This is a genomic window from Sediminibacterium roseum (genome assembly GCF_009939005.1).
Taxonomy (GTDB): domain Bacteria; phylum Bacteroidota; class Bacteroidia; order Chitinophagales; family Chitinophagaceae; genus Sediminibacterium; species Sediminibacterium roseum.
In genome coordinates this window covers 1288041-1307578 of sequence record NZ_JAACJS010000015.1, presented here as the reverse complement: position 1 = coordinate 1307578, position 19538 = coordinate 1288041, and the positions used below count along the sequence as shown (strand labels likewise).

20 protein-coding genes are annotated in these 19538 nt (G+C 49.2%); 11 read left to right on the top strand and 9 right to left on the bottom strand.

What is annotated here, in order from left to right:
- Positions 1 to 129: 129 nt before the first annotated feature.
- The 3 genes from GWC95_RS16865 (at position 130) to rnc (ending at position 2424) form a co-directional block, all read left to right on the top strand.
- Positions 130 to 366, top strand: a complete 237-nt coding sequence (locus tag GWC95_RS16865) for an acyl carrier protein (RefSeq protein ID WP_026751146.1) — start codon at positions 130 to 132, stop codon at positions 364 to 366.
- A 90-nt stretch (positions 367 to 456) separates the two neighbouring features.
- Positions 457 to 1710, top strand: a complete 1254-nt coding sequence (gene fabF, locus GWC95_RS16860; protein ID WP_161819885.1) for a beta-ketoacyl-ACP synthase II — start codon at positions 457 to 459, stop codon at positions 1708 to 1710.
- A 3-nt stretch (positions 1711 to 1713) separates the two neighbouring features.
- A complete protein-coding gene (rnc, locus tag GWC95_RS16855) occupies positions 1714 to 2424 on the top strand; it encodes a ribonuclease III (protein ID WP_161819884.1) in 711 nt (236 codons plus the stop codon).
- 19 nt (positions 2425 to 2443) lie between these two features.
- Here rnc and mce read toward each other — a convergent pair whose 3' ends face one another.
- Positions 2444 to 2848, bottom strand: a complete 405-nt coding sequence (gene mce, locus GWC95_RS16850) for a methylmalonyl-CoA epimerase (protein ID WP_161819883.1) — start codon at positions 2846 to 2848, stop codon at positions 2444 to 2446.
- 134 nt (positions 2849 to 2982) lie between these two features.
- Between mce and GWC95_RS16845 the strand changes: the two genes are divergently transcribed.
- The 3 genes from GWC95_RS16845 to GWC95_RS16835 all read left to right on the top strand — a co-directional run bounded on the left by GWC95_RS16845 (position 2983) and on the right by GWC95_RS16835 (position 5097).
- Entirely contained in the window at positions 2983 to 4200 is a 1218-nt protein-coding gene (locus tag GWC95_RS16845; protein ID WP_317164128.1) for an IscS subfamily cysteine desulfurase, read from the top strand.
- Between the two features lie 86 nt (positions 4201 to 4286).
- Positions 4287 to 4703 carry a Fe-S cluster assembly scaffold IscU gene (gene iscU, locus GWC95_RS16840; RefSeq protein ID WP_161819882.1) on the top strand — a complete coding sequence of 139 codons (417 nt, stop codon included), beginning with the start codon at positions 4287 to 4289 and terminating at the stop codon, positions 4701 to 4703.
- A 43-nt stretch (positions 4704 to 4746) separates the two neighbouring features.
- Positions 4747 to 5097 (top strand): HesB/IscA family protein, encoded by a 351-nt coding sequence (locus GWC95_RS16835; RefSeq protein ID WP_161819881.1) that lies wholly within the window; start codon positions 4747 to 4749, stop codon positions 5095 to 5097.
- A 140-nt stretch (positions 5098 to 5237) separates the two neighbouring features.
- On the opposite strand, the gene GWC95_RS19635 is transcribed toward GWC95_RS16835, so the two are convergent.
- Together GWC95_RS19635 and GWC95_RS16825 are read right to left on the bottom strand one after the other, a co-directional pair.
- The gene (locus tag GWC95_RS19635; protein ID WP_202630305.1) at positions 5238 to 5516 is read right to left on the bottom strand and encodes a hypothetical protein; all 279 of its coding nucleotides are present in this window, start codon (positions 5514 to 5516) and stop codon (positions 5238 to 5240) included.
- A 56-nt stretch (positions 5517 to 5572) separates the two neighbouring features.
- Positions 5573 to 5740: a hypothetical protein gene (locus tag GWC95_RS16825; RefSeq protein WP_161819880.1), complete on the bottom strand. Its 168-nt coding sequence runs from the start codon at positions 5738 to 5740 to the stop codon at positions 5573 to 5575.
- A 112-nt stretch (positions 5741 to 5852) separates the two neighbouring features.
- Here GWC95_RS16825 and gldF point away from each other — a divergent pair, with 112 nt between their 5' ends.
- The 5 genes from gldF to GWC95_RS16800 all read left to right on the top strand — a co-directional run bounded on the left by gldF (position 5853) and on the right by GWC95_RS16800 (position 12752).
- Entirely contained in the window at positions 5853 to 6569 is a 717-nt protein-coding gene (gene gldF / locus GWC95_RS16820; protein WP_237722187.1) for a gliding motility-associated ABC transporter permease subunit GldF, read from the top strand.
- Positions 6570 to 6574: 5 nt separating this feature from the next.
- Complete coding sequence (gene gldG, locus GWC95_RS16815; RefSeq protein ID WP_161819878.1) at positions 6575 to 8326, top strand: gliding motility-associated ABC transporter substrate-binding protein GldG; 1752 nt, start codon at positions 6575 to 6577, stop codon at positions 8324 to 8326.
- Between the two features lie 144 nt (positions 8327 to 8470).
- Positions 8471 to 9496, top strand: coding sequence for a TerC/Alx family metal homeostasis membrane protein (locus GWC95_RS16810; RefSeq protein ID WP_161819877.1), 1026 nt, complete (start codon positions 8471 to 8473; stop codon positions 9494 to 9496).
- Positions 9497 to 9504: 8 nt separating this feature from the next.
- Positions 9505 to 11994, top strand: a complete 2490-nt coding sequence (locus tag GWC95_RS16805; protein ID WP_161819876.1) for a bifunctional UDP-N-acetylmuramoyl-tripeptide:D-alanyl-D-alanine ligase/alanine racemase — start codon at positions 9505 to 9507, stop codon at positions 11992 to 11994.
- A gap of 80 nt (positions 11995 to 12074) precedes the next feature.
- A complete protein-coding gene (locus GWC95_RS16800) occupies positions 12075 to 12752 on the top strand; it encodes a lipoprotein signal peptidase (protein WP_161819875.1) in 678 nt (225 codons plus the stop codon).
- Positions 12753 to 12916: 164 nt separating this feature from the next.
- On the opposite strand, the gene GWC95_RS16795 is transcribed toward GWC95_RS16800, so the two are convergent.
- From GWC95_RS16795 to hemE, 6 genes are all read right to left on the bottom strand, one after another.
- A complete protein-coding gene (locus tag GWC95_RS16795; RefSeq protein WP_161819874.1) occupies positions 12917 to 13960 on the bottom strand; it encodes a hypothetical protein in 1044 nt (347 codons plus the stop codon).
- Between the two features lie 45 nt (positions 13961 to 14005).
- The gene (locus tag GWC95_RS16790; RefSeq protein ID WP_161819873.1) at positions 14006 to 15001 is read right to left on the bottom strand and encodes a 2-hydroxyacid dehydrogenase; all 996 of its coding nucleotides are present in this window, start codon (positions 14999 to 15001) and stop codon (positions 14006 to 14008) included.
- Positions 15002 to 15073: 72 nt separating this feature from the next.
- On the bottom strand, positions 15074 to 16360 hold the full coding sequence (hemL, locus tag GWC95_RS16785; RefSeq protein WP_161819872.1) for a glutamate-1-semialdehyde 2,1-aminomutase: 1287 nt from the start codon (positions 16358 to 16360) through the stop codon (positions 15074 to 15076).
- Positions 16361 to 16452: 92 nt separating this feature from the next.
- Entirely contained in the window at positions 16453 to 17427 is a 975-nt protein-coding gene (hemB, locus tag GWC95_RS16780) for a porphobilinogen synthase (RefSeq protein ID WP_161819871.1), read from the bottom strand.
- A gap of 12 nt (positions 17428 to 17439) precedes the next feature.
- Entirely contained in the window at positions 17440 to 18393 is a 954-nt protein-coding gene (gene hemF, locus GWC95_RS16775; RefSeq protein WP_161819870.1) for an oxygen-dependent coproporphyrinogen oxidase, read from the bottom strand.
- Positions 18394 to 18395: 2 nt separating this feature from the next.
- Positions 18396 to 19427, bottom strand: coding sequence for a uroporphyrinogen decarboxylase (hemE, locus tag GWC95_RS16770; RefSeq protein ID WP_161819869.1), 1032 nt, complete (start codon positions 19425 to 19427; stop codon positions 18396 to 18398).
- Positions 19428 to 19538: the final 111 nt, after the last annotated feature.

Below are 19538 nucleotides of genomic sequence, written 5' to 3'. Positions count from 1 at the left end.
CTATCCCGGCTCCCGGCACGGGCCGTGGACGATTTTTGTATGTTTTTCAGCATTTAAAACAAATACGGCTGAAAAGATTGCTTATTTGCTAAAAAGTATATTTTTGCGGCTGTAACAAAAACTTTTACAATGTCAGACATCGCTACAAGAGTTAAGAAAATCATCGTTGACAAGTTGGGAGTTGACGAAGCGGAAGTAACAAACGAAGCTTCATTTACCAACGATCTCGGTGCCGATTCTTTAGATACCGTAGAATTAATTATGGAATTCGAAAAAGAATTCAACATCTCCATCCCTGATGAGCAGGCTGAAACCATCACTACCGTTGGTCAGGCGGTTGCTTACCTTGAAGAACACGCTAAGTAAGATCTACTACGCTACAATGGAATAATTTTAATCCGCCTTTTTGCGGCTTCGTGCCACAAAAGGCGGATTATCACTTAACAGGCTATGAACATGGAATTAAAAAGAGTTGTTGTAACTGGATTGGGAACGTTGACACCTCTTGGAAATAACGTTGAAGATTATTGGACCAATCTTGTGAACGGTGTATCCGGTGCAGACAACATCACTTTGTTTGACGCATCTAAATTCAAAACACGTTTTGCCTGCGAAGTGAAAGGTTTCGATCCTACCCAGTTCATGGATAAGAAAGAGGCCCGTAAATTAGACCGCTTTGCACAACTGGCCCTCGTGGCGAGTGATATGGCTGTTGCAGATGCCAATATCAGCAAAGACAATGTAGACATCGACCGTGTGGGTGTGATTTTCGCCAGTGGAATTGGTGGCCTCACCACATTCCAGGATGAGGTGATCAATTTCTCGCAGGGCGATGGTACGCCACGTTTCAATCCTTTCTTCATTCCGAAAATGATCCTCGACATTGCTGCCGGGCAGATCTCAATGCGCCATGGTTTCCGCGGGCCCAATTTTGCCGTGGTAAGCGCATGCGCATCCAGCACCAATGGATTGATCACAGCCGCCGATAACATCCGTTTGGGCAAGGCCGACATCATCCTTGCCGGTGGATCGGAAGCGGTGATCAGCATGGCCGGCGTTGGCGGTTTCAATGCCATGAAGGCCATGAGCGAACGCAACGACGATCCCAAAACAGCCAGCCGCCCTTACGATAAGGACCGCGATGGCTTTGTAATGGGAGAAGCCGCGGGCGTGATCATCCTGGAAGAATACGAGCATGCCAAAAAACGCGGTGCAAAGATCTATTGCGAACTGATGGGCGGCGGCGCAACAGCCGATGCCTATCATTTAACGGCGCCACACCCGGAAGGACTCGGCGCACGCAATGTAATGCTTGCCGCATTGAAAGATGCGGGTATGAAACCGGAAGAGATCGATTACATCAACACCCACGGAACCTCAACACCATTGGGCGATGGCGCGGAAGCGAAAGCCATTACCGAAGTGTTTGGCGACCATGCCTACAAACTCAACATCAGCGCAACAAAATCCATGACGGGCCACTGTCTCGGAGCCGCCGGTGTGATCGAAGCCATCGCCTGTATCCAGAGCGTGATACACGATATCGTACCGCCAACCATCAATCACTTTACCGCTGATCCTACCCTGGATCCAAACCTCAACTTCACCTTCAACAAGGCACAGAAAAGAACGGTGAATGCAGCGTTGAGCAATACTTTTGGCTTTGGCGGGCACAATGCTTGTGTGATTGTAAAAAAATACGTAGCTTAAATTGTGCAAGTCCTAAAAAAGCTTTTTAAGAAGGCAGACGATACTTCCTTTGAAAAACAATTGAAAAACGTGCTGGGTATCAAATCCGGCAATACCACGCTGTACCGCACTGCGCTGAGCCACCGTTCCGTAAAAGAAACCCCCGACGAAAACAACGAGCGCCTCGAATACCTGGGCGACGCCGTGTTGAGCGCGGTTGTGGCCGATTACCTCTTCAAACGTTACCCCTACAAAGGCGAAGGCTTCCTGACCGAAATGCGCAGCAAAATGGTGAACCGGCAGCAACTGAACGATATTGCCCTGAAAATGGGACTGCGTAAACTTACCTTCTACAATAAATTCGACAATGCCCTGAAAGGCAGCCAGATCTTCGGCAACACGCTGGAGGCCCTGGTGGGCGCGGTTTATCTCGACAAAGGCTATGTAAAAACGCACAGTTGGGTGCTCAAACAGATCGTGATACCGCACATGTTCGTTGATGACCTTGAACTGATCGATATCAACTTAAAGAACAAACTCATCGGCTGGGCCAATAAAAACGGCAAGCTCCTCACTTTCGAATTGGCCGATGAGCGGATGGAAGGCAGCCGCCGGCTGTTTACCATCAATGCCATGCTGGATGGCCAACTGCTCGCCATGGGCAAAGGCTACAACAAAAAAGATGCAAGCCAGGTGGCGGCGCAGGTGGCGATGGAGAAGTTGAACCTGCAGTAAGCACGCCCGGTGATGCAGCTCACCCCGAGATCTCCTGGCAGATCTCCACCAAAACACCATTCGTATTTTTCGGGTGTACAAAACAGATGAGTTTGTTGTCGGCCCCTTTTTTGGGCGATTCGTTGAGCAGCACAAAGCCTTCGGAACGCAGCCTTTCCATTTCGGCATGGATATCGGCCACTTCAAAAGCGATGTGATGGATGCCTTCCCCCTTTTTTTCAATGAATTTCGCGATCACCCCATCCGGGTCTGTACTCTCCAGCAACTCGATCTTTGTGTCGCCCTGCCGAAAAAATGCCGTATTTACACGCTCCGAGGCAACGGTTTCCGTTTTGTAACACGTAGTATTTAATAATTTTTCATACAGCGGAATGGAGGTATCGAATGTCTTAACAGCAATACCGATGTGCTCAACCTTCATCATATATAATATTTTTTAATAATAGCTGTTGCGATTTATGGAAAAACACGGTCAACAGTCATTAATCCGTCAAATTTATACAACCTATTGCAGTAACTTTGTGTTAGTATAGAATATAAACCCCTTCGGGAACCGATATGTTGAAATTACCAATCTACCTAGACAACAATGCCACCACGCCGATGGACCCGCGCGTGCTGGAAGCGATGATACCTTATTTTACCGAACATTTCGGTAATGCAGCGAGCCGCAACCATCCTTTTGGCTGGGAAGCGGAAGAAGCTGTTGATTATGCACGTGAGCAGGTGGCTAAGCTGGTTGGTGCCGATCCGAAAGAGATCATTTTCACCTCGGGCGCCACGGAAGGCGATAACCTGGGCATCAAAGGCGTATACGAGATGTATGCGAGCAAGGGCAACCACATCATCACCTGCACCACAGAGCACAAAGCAGTACTCGATACCTGCAAACACATCGAACGCAACGGCGGCGAGGTTACCTACCTCGAAGTAAAGGCAGATGGATTGATCGACCTGAAAGAACTGGAAGCTGCCATCAAACCAACCACCATTCTCATCGCCATCATGTATGCGAACAATGAGATCGGTGTGATACAACCCATCAAAGAGATCAGCACCATCGCCCGCAAACACGGTGTCCTGTTTTTCTCCGATGCAGTTCAGGCCGTTGGCAAAATACCGGTTGATGTGAACAAAGACGGTATCGACATCATGGCTTTTACCGCACACAAAATGTATGGCCCGAAAGGCATTGGTGCGCTGTATGTGCGCCGTAAGAACCCACGCGTAAAAGTAACGGCGCAGATGGACGGCGGCGGCCACGAAAGAGGCATGCGCAGCGGTACGCTCAATGTTCCCGGTATCGTTGGTTTTGGCAAGGCCTGCGAACTGGCAAGGCTCGAAATGGCAGAAGATGCCGCGCGCCTCAGCAAACTCCGCGATAAACTCGAGAACGCACTCATGCAACTCGAAGAAGCATACGTTAACGGTAACCGCGAACACCGTTTACCGCATGTAACCAATATCTCTTTCAAATACGTGGAAGGAGAAGGGTTGCTGATGGGTTTCAATAAAAACATCGCGCTCTCTTCGGGATCTGCCTGTACATCGGCCTCCCTGGAACCAAGTTACGTGCTGAAAGCACTCGGGCTTGGCGACGACCTGGCACACAGTTCGCTGCGTTTTGGGTTGGGGCGTTTTACCACCGAAGAACAGATCGATTACACCATCAACGCGGTGAGCACTACTGTTTTGAAATTAAGGGAAATGAGCCCGTTGTGGGAGATGTTCAAAGAAGGTGTGGATATGGACAAGATCGAATGGGCCGCCCACTAAAACAAACCCAAGGGGAACAAAACCCGGAAAGGTAGCCGCCGGAAGGCGGGGATAAAAATTAAAACTTCAACCGAAAAAACAAAGAAATGGCATACTCAGAAAAAGTGATCGACCACTATAATAACCCGAAGAACGTTGGTACGTTGGATAAGGCAAAGAAAAATGTTGGAACAGGCCTTGTTGGCGCACCTGAGTGCGGTGATGTAATGCGCCTGCAGATCGAAGTGGACGACGCTACCGGCGTGATCACCGATGCAAAATTCAAAACCTTCGGCTGCGGATCCGCCATCGCATCTTCTTCACTCGCTACAGAATGGTTAAAAGGCAAAACCGTTGACCAGGCTGTACAGATCGATAACATGGACCTCGTGGAAGAACTCAACCTCCCACCCGTTAAGATCCACTGCTCGGTACTGGCAGAAGACGCGATCAAATCTGCGATCAACGACTACAGGAAGAAAAACGGTTTGGAAGAACTCGTGTTCGAAGAACGCATTCACTAATTAAAAATTACTAATTACTAATTATTAATTACTAATTATAATTATGGTTGCAACAGAAAACAGCATATACGTAAGCGATAAAGCGAAGAAGAAGGCGCAGCAGCTGATGGAAGAGGCGGGTATCGCAAACGATCCGTCTTATTTCCTGCGCGTGGGCGTGGTAGGCGGCGGATGCTCGGGTTTGAGTTACAAACTTGATTTCGACAACGAGATAAAACCGATGGACCAGGTGTTTGAAGACAATGGCGTTAAAATAGTAACCGATCTCAAAAGCTTTCTCTACCTCGTTAATACCGAGCTCGATTTTTCTGATGGGTTGAACGGAAAAGGTTTCTACTTCAACAACCCCAACGCAAGCAGAAGTTGCGGTTGTGGTGAAAGCTTCGCGGTATAAAATACTTGTAACGAATAGCATAAAAAAAGCCGGATCAATGATCCGGCTTTTTTTATGGACTGAACGGGATAACCTATATGCACATGAGAAAAATGGTTGGTATCCAAAACCTAAAAAAGGTTATCCCGTTCAGCGATCTGTTAACTGCGCTCATCGTGCTGCGGCGGAGTGTTGGCGTTAACGGGTTTTTCCTTTGAAGTGGTTGTGTGGCCGCCACGCTTCTCAACCGGCGGTGGCGGTGGTGGAAGCAGGTTCCCGTCTTTGTCGCGCGGTGCTCCTTTTGGCGCCCTGAACTTAATGCCGGTCCTGCCTGCAGCCGGTGGCGGCGGTGGCGGAGGAACGGGGTTGCCGTACTTGTCAAATTCTTCTTCTGCTTTCGCAGGTGGTTTTGCCTGTGGTGGCGGTGGCGGCGGGTCCACGAAATTGCCGTTCTTATCAACGGCACCTCCCTTCGGCGCTTTGAAATGTTTGAGGTCTACTTGGGCGGCGGTGGTGGCGGAAGAAGGTTGCCATCCTGGTCGCGCGGGGCATCTTTTGGCGCTCTGAACTTTGGTTTCGAGGGCGCGGTCTTTGCATCCTGCGCCTGGCTGAATATGCCGATCCCGAGCAGGCAAAAAGCGAGCAATGTGAGTTTCAATTTCATTGGGCTGGTTTTAAACTGAGATGCCAAATGTGAGTAAATCCATAAAGTGCATTCAAAATATTCCACGGTTTAGGGCGATTGGTTAATAAGATTTAGTTTTGAAGACATGTGGATGATCTGCAAAAAAGAATGGCAACAGTTTTTCAGCAGCCTTACCGGGTACATTGCCCTGGTTGTTTTCTTGCTTCTCAACGGACTCTTCCTTTTTGTTTTTCCTGACACAAGTATCCTCGATTTTGGCTATGCCTCCCTCGAAAGCTTTTTCAAACTCGCTCCGTGGATCCTGTTGTTTCTCGTACCCACCATTACCATGCGCAGTATTGCAGATGAATACAAGGCAGGCACATTTGAACTGCTCAAAACAATGCCGCTCACCGCATCGCAGATCGTATGGGGCAAATTTTTTGGTGCGCTGGTGATCGTAATAACGGCACTGGTACCCACGATTGTTTACGCGATATCTATACAGGCGCTCAGCGTTACCGGCGGGATCGACGTGGGCGGCGCACTCGGCAGCTACATCGGCCTCGTGTTTTTGGGCGCCGTGTTCACCGCCATCGGTATCTGTGCAAGCAGCTTTACCAGCAACACTGTTGTTGCATTCATCACCGGGGCATTTGTTTGTTTCCTGCTGTACAATGGCTTTGACGCGATCAGCAAACTTCCCGTGTTCAATGCCGGTATGGATTATTATATAGAAATGCTCGGTATCAATTTTCACTACCGTAGCATCAGTCGCGGTGTGGTTGATACCAGAGACGTGATCTATTTCCTCGGCATCATCTTTTTATTCCTCTACATCACCCAGCGAAACCTCAACAAACGGTAGCATTCATGCAGAAGATCCTGAAACATAAATATGGTATATGGGTGCTGACCGCATTGTTTATCGCGGTGGTTTATCTTTCTACGCTCTTCTTTTACCGGGTTGACCTTACCGCCGAAAAAAGATACAGTCTTACTTCCTCAACAAAAACACTGTTACAGGACATAGACAGCACCATCACGATCCAGGTTTTTTTAACGGGAGAACTCCCCGCGGATTATAAAAAACTCAGCATTGCAACAAAGGACCTGCTGGACGAGTTCAAATCCTTGTCGGGCAACCACATCCAGGTTGTGTTTGAGAAGCCGGGAGAAGACATCAAAGACGATTCGGCAAAAGTGATGTTCTACAACAAGCTTGCGCGCCTGGGTGTTGTGTTTGAAAGAAACGAAACGGTTTCATCAAAATCGGAAAAAGAGACCAACCAGTTGATCATCCCATCGGCGCTCGTCAGTTTCCGCGCCAATCAGAAACCGATTGCTGTGGACCTGCGCAGCAGCCGCAGGATCTACAAACAGTTTGATGTGATCAGCGACAACCAGCAGGAAGATGTAGAAGCCACACGCAATGCCGCCGAAGCGCTGCTCGAATTCAAATTTGCAGATGCGATCGATAAACTCACGCGCAAACATGTTCCTGTGATCGCCTATGCCGTAGGCAACGGCGAGGCCACAGACCACAAAGTATATGACCTGGGCGAAAGCCTGCGCAACGAGTACCGGCTCGGTGTGATCGATCTTAAAACAACCTACCCCAATGCAGATTCGATCAATGCATTGCTCATCGTAAAACCAACACTGCCGTTTACAGATGAAGACAAGCTCAAGCTCGATCAATATGTAATGAACGGCGGCCGTATCATCTGGTTCATAGATAAACTGCACGCAGAGCTCGATAGCCTTATGCGCAGCCAGGCAGAATATACGGCATACGACCGCGGGCTTGAACTGGACGATCTTCTTTTCAAATACGGCATACGCATTAATCCAGACCTGGTGCAGGACCTGAACTGCTCCAAGATCCCGATCGTTATCGGCCAAAACCCGAATGGCGAGCCAACCTTCAGAAGGGTACCGTGGCCCTATTACCCGTTCTTGTCGACACACAGCAATAACCCCATTACAAAAAACCTGGACCGCGTATTGCCCATTTTCCCGTCGAGCATAGACACCGTAAAAGCGCCAGGCATTACCAAAACCGTTTTGCTGGCCACAGACACAAACAGCCGCCGCATCAGCTCACCCGCCATCGTTTCGCTGAACAGCGTGAAGGATGAAAACGATTTCAACGAATTCAACAAAAGTTACCTTCCTGTTGCCGTGTTGCTGGAAGGGAAGTTCAGGTCTTTGTTCAGCAACAGGATCAGCCAACAGGTATTGGATTCTGTGCAGCGTGTAACGGGAAGGCCCTACCTCGGAACCGCGGTAAAAGAATCAAAACAAATCGTGGTATCGGATGGCGATATCGTAACCAACATGGTAAGCACCACAGCGGGCCCGCAGCCGATGGGAACCATTGCAGGAGAGAATTACCGTTTTGCCAACCGAGAGTTTTTACTGAATTCGGTTGATTACCTCGTTAACACGAACAACCTCTTCGAGAGCCGCAACAAAGATTTTGTATTGCGTTTGCTCGACAAGGCAAAAGTGGAAGAACAAAGAACCACCTGGCAGCTGATCAATATCGTTCTGCCGATCCTAATCGTTGTTTTGGCCGGTGTTATCTTTCAATGGGTACGAAAAAGAAAGTACCATGCCTGACCAGGCACGGTTTTTAATGCTGCCGTTTACGTGGAGCGGTTTGAACAAAGCGGTGTAAACGGCAGATCGAACGCCGGCAGTTGAAATCATTTTCACGATCATGCCGATCTGTGATTAACTTTATAGCTCAAATTTTTCCTGCGCATGTCAACACACACCGTCGTCTACCTCGTTTTTGGAGCTGTACTTGTATTGGCGTTGGCATTCGACCTGGGCCTTCTGAGCAAGAAAGGAAAAACAATCACGATCAAACAGGCCCTTTACCAAACCTTGTTCTGGGTGGCACTGGCCCTTGTGTTCTTTGTATTTATGTGGATAGAGGGCCCCGCGCTTGCGGCCGAGGCATCGCCCATTGCACCCGATGCGCCACCCGTAAAGGGCGCGCATTTTGCGTTTGAATTTTTGAGCGCGTACCTGATGGAGTGGAGCCTTAGCATCGACAATATTTTTGTTTTCATACTCATCTTTTCATCCTTCAATGTAAAAGAAAAGCATTACCCGCGTGTGCTGCTTGTTGGCATCCTGATGGCGATCGTGTTCCGCGTACTATTCATCACGGTGGGTGTGGCGCTGGTGGCGAAGTTTTCGTGGATACTTTACATTTTCGGGGTGTTCCTTTTGTATACCGGTTTTAAAATGTTCACCTCTAACGATGATGAGGAATTTGACCCGCACGATTCAAAGATCTACCGTTTTATGAAAAAGATATTGCCGCTCGTAAACCACGACGGCGACGGCAAATACGTGGTGCGCGAAAACGGGAAACGTTTTTATACTTCCCTTTTTGTAGTGGTGATATTGCTTGCCGCCATCGATCTTGTGTTTGCGCTCGATTCCATCCCCGCGGTGATGGGTATTTCCAAGGATCCGTTGGTGATCTATACGTCGAATATTTTTGCGGTGCTTGGGTTGCGCTCCCTGTTTTTCCTGTTGAGAAGCGCGGTTTCGAAATTTGATTACCTGCAGCAGGGTATAGCCATTGTCCTTATTTTCATCGGTGCAAAAATGCTTGCGGAACATTACATCAACGAATGGCTGAGCAAGACCACGCAGGTGTTCCTGTCGCTCGGCGTGATCCTTGTCTGTATCTCCGGCTCGATCCTTTATTCCATCAACCACAATAAAAAACAGGCGTTGCGCGGGCAGGATGCGGGCAACGATGCTGTTTAACAGTAACGTTGGCGTACACAATTCAAGATATCGCAACCATTACCAGGGCCCATGCCACCATTGCCTGCGATGCTACCATTGAACATTTGCTGATCGACAGCCGCAAGATCGTTTTTCCAACCACGTCGCTTTTTTTTGCCATCAGTGGACCGCGCAGGGATGGGCACCAGTTCATCAAAGAAGTGTATGAGCGTGGTGTGCGCAATTTTGTTGTAAACAAAGCCTTCAACGGCAATGCATACCCCGGCGCCAATTTTTTGGAAGTGCCGGATGTGGTTGCTGCGCTCCAGGATCTGGCCGCGCACCATCGTTCGCAATTCAATATCCCTGTGATCGGCATCACGGGAAGCAACGGGAAGACCATCGTGAAAGAATGGTTGAACCAATTGCTGCAAAAAGATTTTTCAATTGTCCGCAGCCCGAGAAGCTACAATTCGCAACTGGGCGTGCCACTGAGTGTGTGGCAGATGAATGCGCACCATACGCTCGGTATTTTTGAAGCTGGTATTTCTACCACGGGAGAAATGAAGCACCTGGCGCAGGTAATACAGCCTACCACAGGCGTACTCACGAATATAGGCGATGCACACAGCGAAGGTTTTGAGAGCGAACATGCAAAGGCCGTTGAAAAAGCCCTGCTTTTTGCCAATGCCGCCACGGTTGTTTTTGGAAAAGAAAGCCTGCACCGGTTTTTGTCTCCGGAAGCGGCCGACAAAGCGCTGTTCCCCAATACAAAACATTTTTTTTCCTGGAGCAGGGAGCAGGATGCCGATCTTAAGATCTTATCGGAAGTGAAGCATGAAGGGCAAACCATCATCACAGCGGAATGCAATGGCAACGATACAACCATCACCGTTCCTTTCACCGATCGTATTTCGATAGACAATGCGATTACCTGCTGGTGTGTTCTGCTGCAGCTGAACTATCCCGAAGCCATCATCCGCGACCGGATGCAAATGCTGGAGCCTGTTGAGATGCGGATGCAGCTGAAGAAGGCGATCAACAATTCGTACCTGCTGAACGACAGTTACAGCAACGACCTTTCATCACTCGATCTTGCGATCGATTATTTGCAGCAACAGGCAGGAAAAGAAAAAACAACGTTGATCCTTTCTGATATTCTCCAGTCTGGCCAATACGAGGAGGCGTTGTACCGCGATATTGCTGCGCAACTTGCGGTGCGCGGCATCCGGAGGTTGATCGGTATCGGCCCCGCCATCTCGCAACACAGGGAATTGTTTACGGGAATTGAAGCCCTGCAAACTTCTTTTTACCATTCAACAAATGATTTTCTGCAACATGCAGGAACGCAGCAGTTCAAAGACGAATATATTTTGCTGAAGGGTGCGCGCATTTTTGAGTTTGAACGCATTTCTGCATGGCTCGAACAGAAAGTTCACCAAACGGTGATGGAGATCAATCTCTCTGCGATGATCCACAACCTGAAAGAATACCAGAAGCATTTAAATCCTGCCACCAGGCTCATGGCCATGGTAAAGGCCTTCAGCTATGGCAGCGGGAGCGCAGAAGTGGCGCGGGTGCTGCAGTTTCACAAGGTTGAATACCTGGCAGTGGCTTATGCAGACGAAGGCGTGGAGCTACGCAAAGCAGGCATCAGCTTACCGGTGATGGTGATGAATGCCGACTCGGCCACTTTCGATACATTGGTGACCTATGGCCTTGAACCCGAGATTTATTCTTTCCCTATTTACCACGCATTCGATCAATACCTGAAACAGCAGGGCATCCAGCAGTTCCCGGTGCATATCAAATTCAATACCGGGATGAACAGGCTTGGTTTCGAGGTTGCTGAGGCGCGGGCCCTGGGTATGGCGATCCGGAAAGACCATACGATGGCAGTAAAAACCGTGTTCAGTCATTTGGTGGCCAGCGAAGACGCCATGCACGATGGTTTTACCGAACAACAGGCATTGCTGTTCAACGAAGCCTGCAAAGACATGGAAGCGTCGCTCGGCTATTCTTTTACCAGGCACATTGCCAACTCGGCCGCCATTTTCAGGTGGCCGCAGTTTCAATACGATATGGTAAGGTTGGGCATCGGGTTGTATGGTGTTGACAGTGCAGACGGCAACGGCCTCTCTCTTCAAACGGTTGCCACGTTGAAGTCTACCATTGCGCAGCTCCGCAACATAAAAGCGGGCGATACGGTTGGATACGGCCGCAAAGGCGTTGTTCTCCGCAACAGTACCATAGCCACTGTTCGCATTGGTTATGCAGATGGTTTTGGCCGTGCATTTGGAAATGGCAAAGGGTGCATGTATGTGAAAGGAACGCTGGCACCGGTGATCGGCAATGTTTGTATGGATATGACCATGATCGATGTAACCGGTATTGCCGATGTGAAGGAAGGCGACGAAGTGGAAATATTCGGGAAACACCTGCCTGTGTGGGAAGTGGCAAAAAGAGCGGGAACCATTTCATACGAGATCATGACCGGCATCAGTCAACGGGTGAAACGGGTTTACACAGAGGAATAGCCGCGTTGGGCGCCCGCTACACGAAATTCGGCGATAGGGCCGGATTGCCTATCTTTGCCGCGTTTTAAACGTGTTTGTTAATGAAAGCAAGACAGGTTACCTTACTCATATTGCTGGTTATTCTGGTTGACCAGGCATTGAAATTTTACATCAAACTCAACTACCATGCAGGAGAGGCGCACAATGTGCTGGGTAATTGGTTCCGTCTTCATTTTGTAGAAAATGAGGGTATGGCGTGGGGATGGAAATTTGGCGGCGGGTTCGGCAAGATCATACTCACCTTGTTCCGGCTGGTGGCCGTGATTTGGGGTAGCTTCCTGCTGCGCGATTTTATCCGTAAAAAATACCACAAAGGTTTTATCATTTGCGCTGCACTGATCTATGCTGGCGCGCTGGGCAACCTCATCGACAGCCTGTTCTATGGATTGATCTTTGAAGAGAGCATTCCTTATTCAGGACAGGTAGCCCATCTCTTTCCAAAGGGTGGCGGTTATGCTTCCCTGTTTCATGGGAAGGTGGTGGACATGCTCTATTTCCCCATCATCGAAAACAAACATTATCCATCCTGGGTGCCATTTGTAGGCGGCGACGAGTTTACATTCTTCAGCCCCGTTTTCAACATCGCAGACGCATCCATTTCAATCGGCGTGATCGTGATCCTTTTCTTCCAGAATAAATTCTTCAAAAAAAATACAGAAACACAACACCATACCGTTGAAACTACTTCTGTCGTGGATGATAAAACACAAATCTTTTAAATTAGCAATTAGGAATAATAGGATTGTAAACAACGAAGCCGGTGTAAACACACACCGGCTTCGTTGTTCTTACTAATTATAATAATATTTACCTGTTAATGATTGTAACGCAACTAAACTAAACAAAGAAAATAATTACTAATTCCTAATTGCTAATTACTAATTTATTTGATCATTGGTTCTGCCGTCAACGAAACCTTCTGTGTAAATGTTTTGAATACCTGGTCTATAAGTCCGTAATTTTTTGCGTAGAAAGAATTGGCTTCCACGAGTGCGGAGTAGGATGTTCCGCTGTCGGGTTTGAACATGATGATGCGTTTTACATTGATCACAGGTGTATACGTTTTACCGCCAACCGTGCGGGAAGCGCCCTTCTCTACAATTTCAAACACCGCTTTGGCGGTTCCCTGGGTGCCCTGGAAAACAACAGGGCCGTATTCACCCGACTCCCAGCTCTGGCCCACGTTCGCGTTTTCTTTGAGGAACGGGTAGCTGATGAAGAAATTTGGATAGCTGTCGAACAGCAAAGTATAATCAACATCAACCGTGCTCAATGCATAGTAAGTACCGAGCCCGTCTTTTGCAAAATAAAACGTGTCCTGCGCATCGGTGCCGAATTTTGCGTAGTCAAGGCCATTGTAGGGTACGAGCCCTACGCCAACGCCAACCGTAAAATTGGTTACGCCGCCTACTGCCGGGCTGTAAGCGTACGCAAAGGTGGATCCGCTTGTTGTGGGAAAATAATCGCCATTGCTTCCGGTTGGATTTCCGCCGCCGCCACTTACGGTTCCGCCAACGGTAAGGGAGAAGGCGCAGAGCGTGTTGTTGAAGAACAGGGAGAAATCGGTAACCTTGGGGAGGATGGGTGTACCATACCCTTTGAGTTTGATGGTGGCCGGCCCCGTGGTTACTGTAAAACCGGAATCGAGGAACCACATACCGTTCACTGTGTCCGAATAAATTTTGTATTTGCCCTGGGAAGTAAAATTGACGTTGATGAGCGCATAATTATCGGAAGTAACCAAAGGTGTATCCACTTTGTAAGTACCTTTTACCTCTGCGCGTTTGCAAAAGCCCATGGAGTCTACCAGCTCGCCGGTGGCATATCCCGCGGAGAGTCCTTTTTCAAGGCTCATCTCTTTTTTACATGCCATGAAGAGGGCAATAACGGTGAATATAATGCTGAAACGTAGGGGTAAGGTTTTCATAAGCTCTTTACGCATTTTCTATCCTGCATAAATATCAGATAAAATTTAGACTAATAACGCTGCCCGGTTGTTCAAATTACCACTTTTTAGCAACTGGTGGATACTATTTAACGTAACCGAAGCGATTTGCTCCATCGCCTCACCGGTAAAAAAGGCCTGGTGGGCGGTTACGAGCACGTTCGGAAAACTCATGAGCCGCTGGATCTCGTCGTCGCGGATGATGTTGGAAGAAAGGTCGCGGAAGAACAGGTGTTCCTCCTGTTCGTACACATCAATGCCCAGGTAACCGATCTGGCCCGAAGATAGACCCGCGATCACGGCTTTTGTATCGATCAGTCCGCCGCGGCCGGTATTGATCAGCATCGCACCCTTTTTCACCAGGGCAATGGTTTGTTCATTGATGAGGTGTCTTGTCTGCTCATTGAGTGGGCAATGCAATGATATGATGTCGCTCTGCAGCACATCAACCAGGGGAAGGTATTCAACCCCGATGGCCTCCATGTCTTTGTTGGCTATGAGATCGAAGGCCCGCACTTTGCAGCCGAGGCCGGTCATGATGCGGCAGAAAGATTTGCCTATGTTTCCTGTGCCGATCACGCCCACTGTTTTTCCATGGATGTTGAACCCGAGAAGTCCGTTCAATAAAAAATTCTGCTCGCGAACGCGGTTGTAGGCCTTGTGTGTTTTGCGGTTCAATGTCATGATCAGGGCCAGCGCATGCTCCGCCACGGCTTCGGGCGAATAGGCGGGCACCCGGCAAACCTGCAGGCCGTTTGCTTTGGCCGCTTCCAGGTCCACATTGTTAAAACCCGCGCAACGCAGGGCAACTATTTTTACGTTACCCGTTTTTAAACGTTTACAAACATTTGCGTCAACGGTATCGTTCACAAACACGCAAACGGCATCGGCCCCGGTGGCCAACGCGGCATTTTCTTCGTCAAGCTGCTCTTCATGAAATGCCAGCTCAAACCCGTAACTGTCGTTGAAACGGTTGAAAAACTGTTCGTCGTAGGGTTGGGCGGAGAAGAAGGCGATTTTCATGGGTGCCGGTGTTTTGAGTTGGAAGTAAAATACGCACTATCCGGGTCTGCTCCAAACCACAAACCCAGGACGCTACAAGATCTCCTTTAAACTTTCTTCTGTTGCCGAAATCGTTTTATCAAGATCATCGTAACTGAGAGCGTTGTTCAGGAACCAGCTTTCGAATGCGGATGGCGGCAGGTATACGCCGCGTTTGAGCATGGCGTGGAAATATTTGTTGAACAGTTGATTGTCTGCAGAAGCCGCCGTTGCAAAATCCACCACAGGATGATCGCTGAAATGTATGCTGATCATGGAACCGAGGCGATTGATCACATAGGGCGTTGCAGATGCCTGCAATATTTTATCCAGTCCCTGGTGCAGGTACGCCGTTTTTTCTTCCAGTTCTTTGTAAATGGATGGGTTGTTTTTTAATTCAGACAACATGGTATAACCCGCGATCATTGCAATCGGGTTGCCGCTCAGGGTGCCTGCCTGGTATACATTCCCGAGCGGGGCGATCTTTTCCATGATCTCTTTTTTTCCCCCGAAAGCGCCAACGGGCATTCCGCCGCCGATCACTTTTCCGTAGGTAACAAGGTCCGCATTTATTTTCAGCTGTTCCTGCGCGCCGCCCGGTGCGAGGCGGAACCCGGTCATCACTTCATCAAAAATAAAAACGATCGATTCTTCATCGCAGATCCTGCGCAGCCCTTCCACAAAACCCTCTGCCGGCAAAATACAGCCCATGTTTCCCGCCACCGGTTCTATAATGATGGCTGCTATTTCGTTTTTGTTTGCCGCAACCAGTTTTTTTACTGCATCGAGATCATTGTAGGCGCAGGTCAATGTATCGTTTGCCACGCCGCCCGTTACACCGGGCACGGTTTGAATATCGAATGTTGCCAACCCGCTGCCGGCCTTCACCAAAAAAGGATCTGCATGGCCATGGTAACAGCCTTCGAACTTGATGAATTTGTTTTTCCCGGTATAGCCGCGTGCCAGTCTCAGTGCGCTCATACAAGCTTCCGTTCCGCTGCTCACCATCCGAACCATATCTATATTCGGCGCCATGCTGCGGATGAGTTCGGCCATCTCGATTTCGAGTTCTGTAGGGGCGCCGTACGAGGTAGAGTCGGGCGCTTTTTCCTGGATGGCTTTCACAACGGGTTCATAGGCATGGCCGAGTATCATCGGCCCCCATGAGGCGATGTAATCGATGTATTTGTTTCCATCCGCGTCAAATAAATAGGCGCCTTTTGCTTTCCTGATAAATAAAGGTGTTCCCCCAACACTCTTGAAAGCGCGTACCGGGGAATTTACGCCGCCCGGGATGCTTTGCTGGGCGCGCTGGAACAACTGTTTACTTTTTTCGTACATGTTTAAAGTGAGTGGCGACTGAACGGCTGGAATGGTTACACTGGCTGCGCAATCGTGCCGGTTAATTGTTTACTGTTTTCGTTCGGTGTTTATCAATTCATCAGCTTTACAGCATCTTTTGCAAAGTAGGTAGCAACCAGGTCCGCTCCGGCTCTTTTGATCGAAGTGAGGCATTCGATGATCGCTTTTTCTTCATTCAGCCAGCCCATTTTTGCTGCGGCTTTGATCATCGCGTATTCGCCGCTTACCTGGTAAGCGCTAACGGGCACTTCAACCGAGTTTTTTATTTCGCGGATGATATCAAGGTATGCCATTGCCGGTTTTACCATTACGATGTCTGCGCCCTCTTCTACATCGATCATCGTTTCCTTTACCGCTTCGAGGCGGTTTGCGGGATCCATCTGATAAGTCTTCTTGTCGCCAAACCCCGGCGCACTATCCAATGCATCCCTGAAGGGGCCGTAGAAGCACGATGCATATTTTGCGCTGTAACTCATGATGCCCGTTTTTGTAAAATTCTCTTCCTCCAACCCGTTCCTGATGGCGCCGATGCGGCCATCCATCATATCGCTTGGCGCCACAAAATCGGCACCGGCCTGGGCATGGCTGATGCTCATCTTTACAAGCGCCTCCACGGTTTCGTCGTTCAATATCTCGTTGTTCTTTACAATGCCATCGTGCCCGTAAGATGAATAAGGGTCAAGTGCAACATCCGTCATCACCACCATTTCCGGAACCGCGTCCTTGATCGCTCTGATGCTGCGTTGCATCAGGCCGTTCCTGTTCCATGCTTCTTTGCCGGTATTGTCTTTGAGTTCGTCTTTGCATTTGATAAAAAGCAACACACACCTGATTCCCATCGACCACAATTCTTTTACTTCTTTTACGGTCAGGTCAACAGAGCGTCTGTAATAACCCGGCATCGATGCAATTTCCGTTGCCGTGTTTTGCCCTTCGTCTATGAACAACGGGGCAATAAAATCAGAAGGTTTCACAAGGGTTTCGGCCACCATGGCGCGTATGGCCGGTGACTGGCGGAGGATGCGGTTTCTTCTTTGTAGGATCATGATCGGTGTTTTTTAGGAGAGCCAGTCTATGGGCTGCAGGCAAACCTTCCATAATTTTTCTTCCTCGCTTCCCGCTGCGGGAGCATGGTCGTATACCCATTTTGCACGCGGCGGCAGGCTCATCAGTATGCTCTCTGTGCGGCCGTTTGTTTTGAGGCCGAATATGGTTCCGCGGTCGTGGATGAGGTTGAACTCAACGTAACGCCCGCGCCTGATTTCCTGCCATTCCATTTCCCGGGCACCGTACAAGGTATCTTTTCTTTTCTGAACGATGGGTAAATACGCCGTTAAAAACGAATTGCCGTTGGCCTGTTGCATCAGCATCAACTGTTCCAGGTCCGCTTCGTTCCCTGCGCGCAGGTGATCGTAAAACACCCCGCCGATGCCGCGCGTTTCCTTGTTGCGGTGCTGGTTCACAAAATAATCATCGCATTGCTTTTTGTAGTCGGGGTACAATTCGGTGCCAAACGGGTCGAGCGTATTTTTTAAAACGCCGTGAAAATATTTTGCGTCTTCTTCAATCAGGTAATAGGGCGTAAGATCGGTGCCGCCGCCAAACCAGCGGTCGGTCAAATGATCATCGCCATCGTACAATTCGAAATAGCGCCAGTTGGCGTGCACGGTAGGAACATAAGGATTTACCGGGTGAATCACGAGCGATAAACCGCATGCAAACCAGGTTTCGCCTTCTATGTTCAGGCTTTTGCGCATGGTGTCCGTAACCTTTCCATACACAACGGATGTGTTCACGCCGCCTTTTTCAAAAACATTCCCGTTTGCGATCACGCGTGTTCTGCCGCCGCCTCCTTTTCCTTCTGCACGTTGCCATTCGTCGGTCCTGAAAACAGCTTTGCCATCTTCCTGTTCCAGTGCGCTGCATATTTTATCCTGCAGGTTGTACACGTACTGTATCCACCTTTCGCGGAAAGTTGTTGTCTCGTTTTTATGTGTTTGTAATGTGCCCAAGGTTAAAGATTGTGTCTGTAATTTTTTACACTGTCTACAAAAGCGCGTGCATGATCCACCGGCACATTCGGCAAAATGCCATGTCCGAGGTTGGCAATGTGGTTGCCCGGGCCGAATGCATCGAGCATGGCCTTCACTTCTTTTTCGATGACCGGGATTGGCGACAACAATTTTGCAGGATCAAAGTTACCCTGCAAAGTAATCCCGTTGCCCGCGAATTGCCTTGCCAGCTGCGGTTTGATGCACCAATCGATGCCCAGTCCGTGCGCGCCCGTTGCTGCCATCGCATCCAGGCTGTGCCATGCGCCTTTTGCAAACACGATCACGGGGGCGAGGTCTTTCAGCGCAGCAACGATCTGTCGTATATACCTGAGTGAAATGGCTTCAAAATCTTCCGGCCCGAGCAAACCACCCCAGCTGTCGAAGATCTGTACCGTATCTGCGCCTGCTTCGATCTGTGCTTTAAGGTATTCGATCGTGGTATCCGTGATCATCTGCAGCAAACGATGCGCGGTTTCGGGTTGTGTGTAGCAGAAGGCCTTTGCTTCATCAAATGTTTTGGAGCCCTTGCCTTGCACCATGTAACACAGGAGCGTCCATGGCGCGCCTGCGAAACCGATCAGCGGTACGCGGCCGTTCAATTCTTTTTTGATAAGCGTGATGGCGTCAAACACATACGCCAGGGATTCATGCACATCGGGTACACGCACGCGTGAAAGATCGTTCGCGGTTTTGATGGGGTTGGGCAGGAAGGGGCCCTTGCTTTCGATGAGTTGAACCTCGAGGCCCATCGCCTGCGGCACAACAAGAATGTCTGAAAAAAGAATGGCGGCATCAACGCCGACGATGTCTACAGGCTGCAGAGTGATCTGGCAGGCAAGCTCCGGCGTCTGGCATCTTTCGAAGAAACCGTATTTCTCTCTCAGCACCATGTATTGCGGAAGGTAGCGGCCGGCCTGGCGCATCATCCATACGGGTGTTCTTTCTGTTTTTTCTCCGCGGAGGGTTCTTAGGAGCAGGTCGTTTTTTAGCATTGTTTTTTTGTGAATCGTAAATCGTTAACCGTGAACCATCATGGTTCGGGATCAAGGATCCGCAATCCTTTTATTTGTTAGTTAATTCCTGTTTCTGTACCTGTAAAACCA

Bases quoted from the DNA above. Each gene is read 5' to 3' on its own strand.
- GWC95_RS16835 (WP_161819881.1), top strand. From the start codon at position 4,747: ATGGTTGCAACAGAAAACAGCATATACGTAAGCGATAAAGCGAAGAAG.
- GWC95_RS16865 (WP_026751146.1), top strand. From the start codon at position 130: ATGTCAGACATCGCTACAAGAGTTAAGAAAATCATCGTTGACAAGTTG.
- hemE (WP_161819869.1), bottom strand. From the start codon at position 19,427: ATGCTAAAAAACGACCTGCTCCTAAGAACCCTCCGCGGAGAAAAAACA.
- mce (WP_161819883.1), bottom strand. From the start codon at position 2,848: ATGATGAAGGTTGAGCACATCGGTATTGCTGTTAAGACATTCGATACC.
- gldF (WP_237722187.1), top strand. From the start codon at position 5,853: ATGATCTGCAAAAAAGAATGGCAACAGTTTTTCAGCAGCCTTACCGGG.
- GWC95_RS16825 (WP_161819880.1), bottom strand. From the start codon at position 5,740: ATGAAATTGAAACTCACATTGCTCGCTTTTTGCCTGCTCGGGATCGGC.
- GWC95_RS16845 (WP_317164128.1), top strand. From the start codon at position 2,983: ATGTTGAAATTACCAATCTACCTAGACAACAATGCCACCACGCCGATG.
- fabF (WP_161819885.1), top strand. From the start codon at position 457: ATGGAATTAAAAAGAGTTGTTGTAACTGGATTGGGAACGTTGACACCT.
- hemL (WP_161819872.1), bottom strand. From the start codon at position 16,360: ATGTACGAAAAAAGTAAACAGTTGTTCCAGCGCGCCCAGCAAAGCATC.
- GWC95_RS16800 (WP_161819875.1), top strand. From the start codon at position 12,075: ATGAAAGCAAGACAGGTTACCTTACTCATATTGCTGGTTATTCTGGTT.
- gldG (WP_161819878.1), top strand. From the start codon at position 6,575: ATGCAGAAGATCCTGAAACATAAATATGGTATATGGGTGCTGACCGCA.
- hemB (WP_161819871.1), bottom strand. From the start codon at position 17,427: ATGATCCTACAAAGAAGAAACCGCATCCTCCGCCAGTCACCGGCCATA.
- GWC95_RS16810 (WP_161819877.1), top strand. From the start codon at position 8,471: ATGTCAACACACACCGTCGTCTACCTCGTTTTTGGAGCTGTACTTGTA.
- iscU (WP_161819882.1), top strand. From the start codon at position 4,287: ATGGCATACTCAGAAAAAGTGATCGACCACTATAATAACCCGAAGAAC.
- GWC95_RS16795 (WP_161819874.1), bottom strand. From the start codon at position 13,960: ATGAAAACCTTACCCCTACGTTTCAGCATTATATTCACCGTTATTGCC.
- GWC95_RS16790 (WP_161819873.1), bottom strand. From the start codon at position 15,001: ATGAAAATCGCCTTCTTCTCCGCCCAACCCTACGACGAACAGTTTTTC.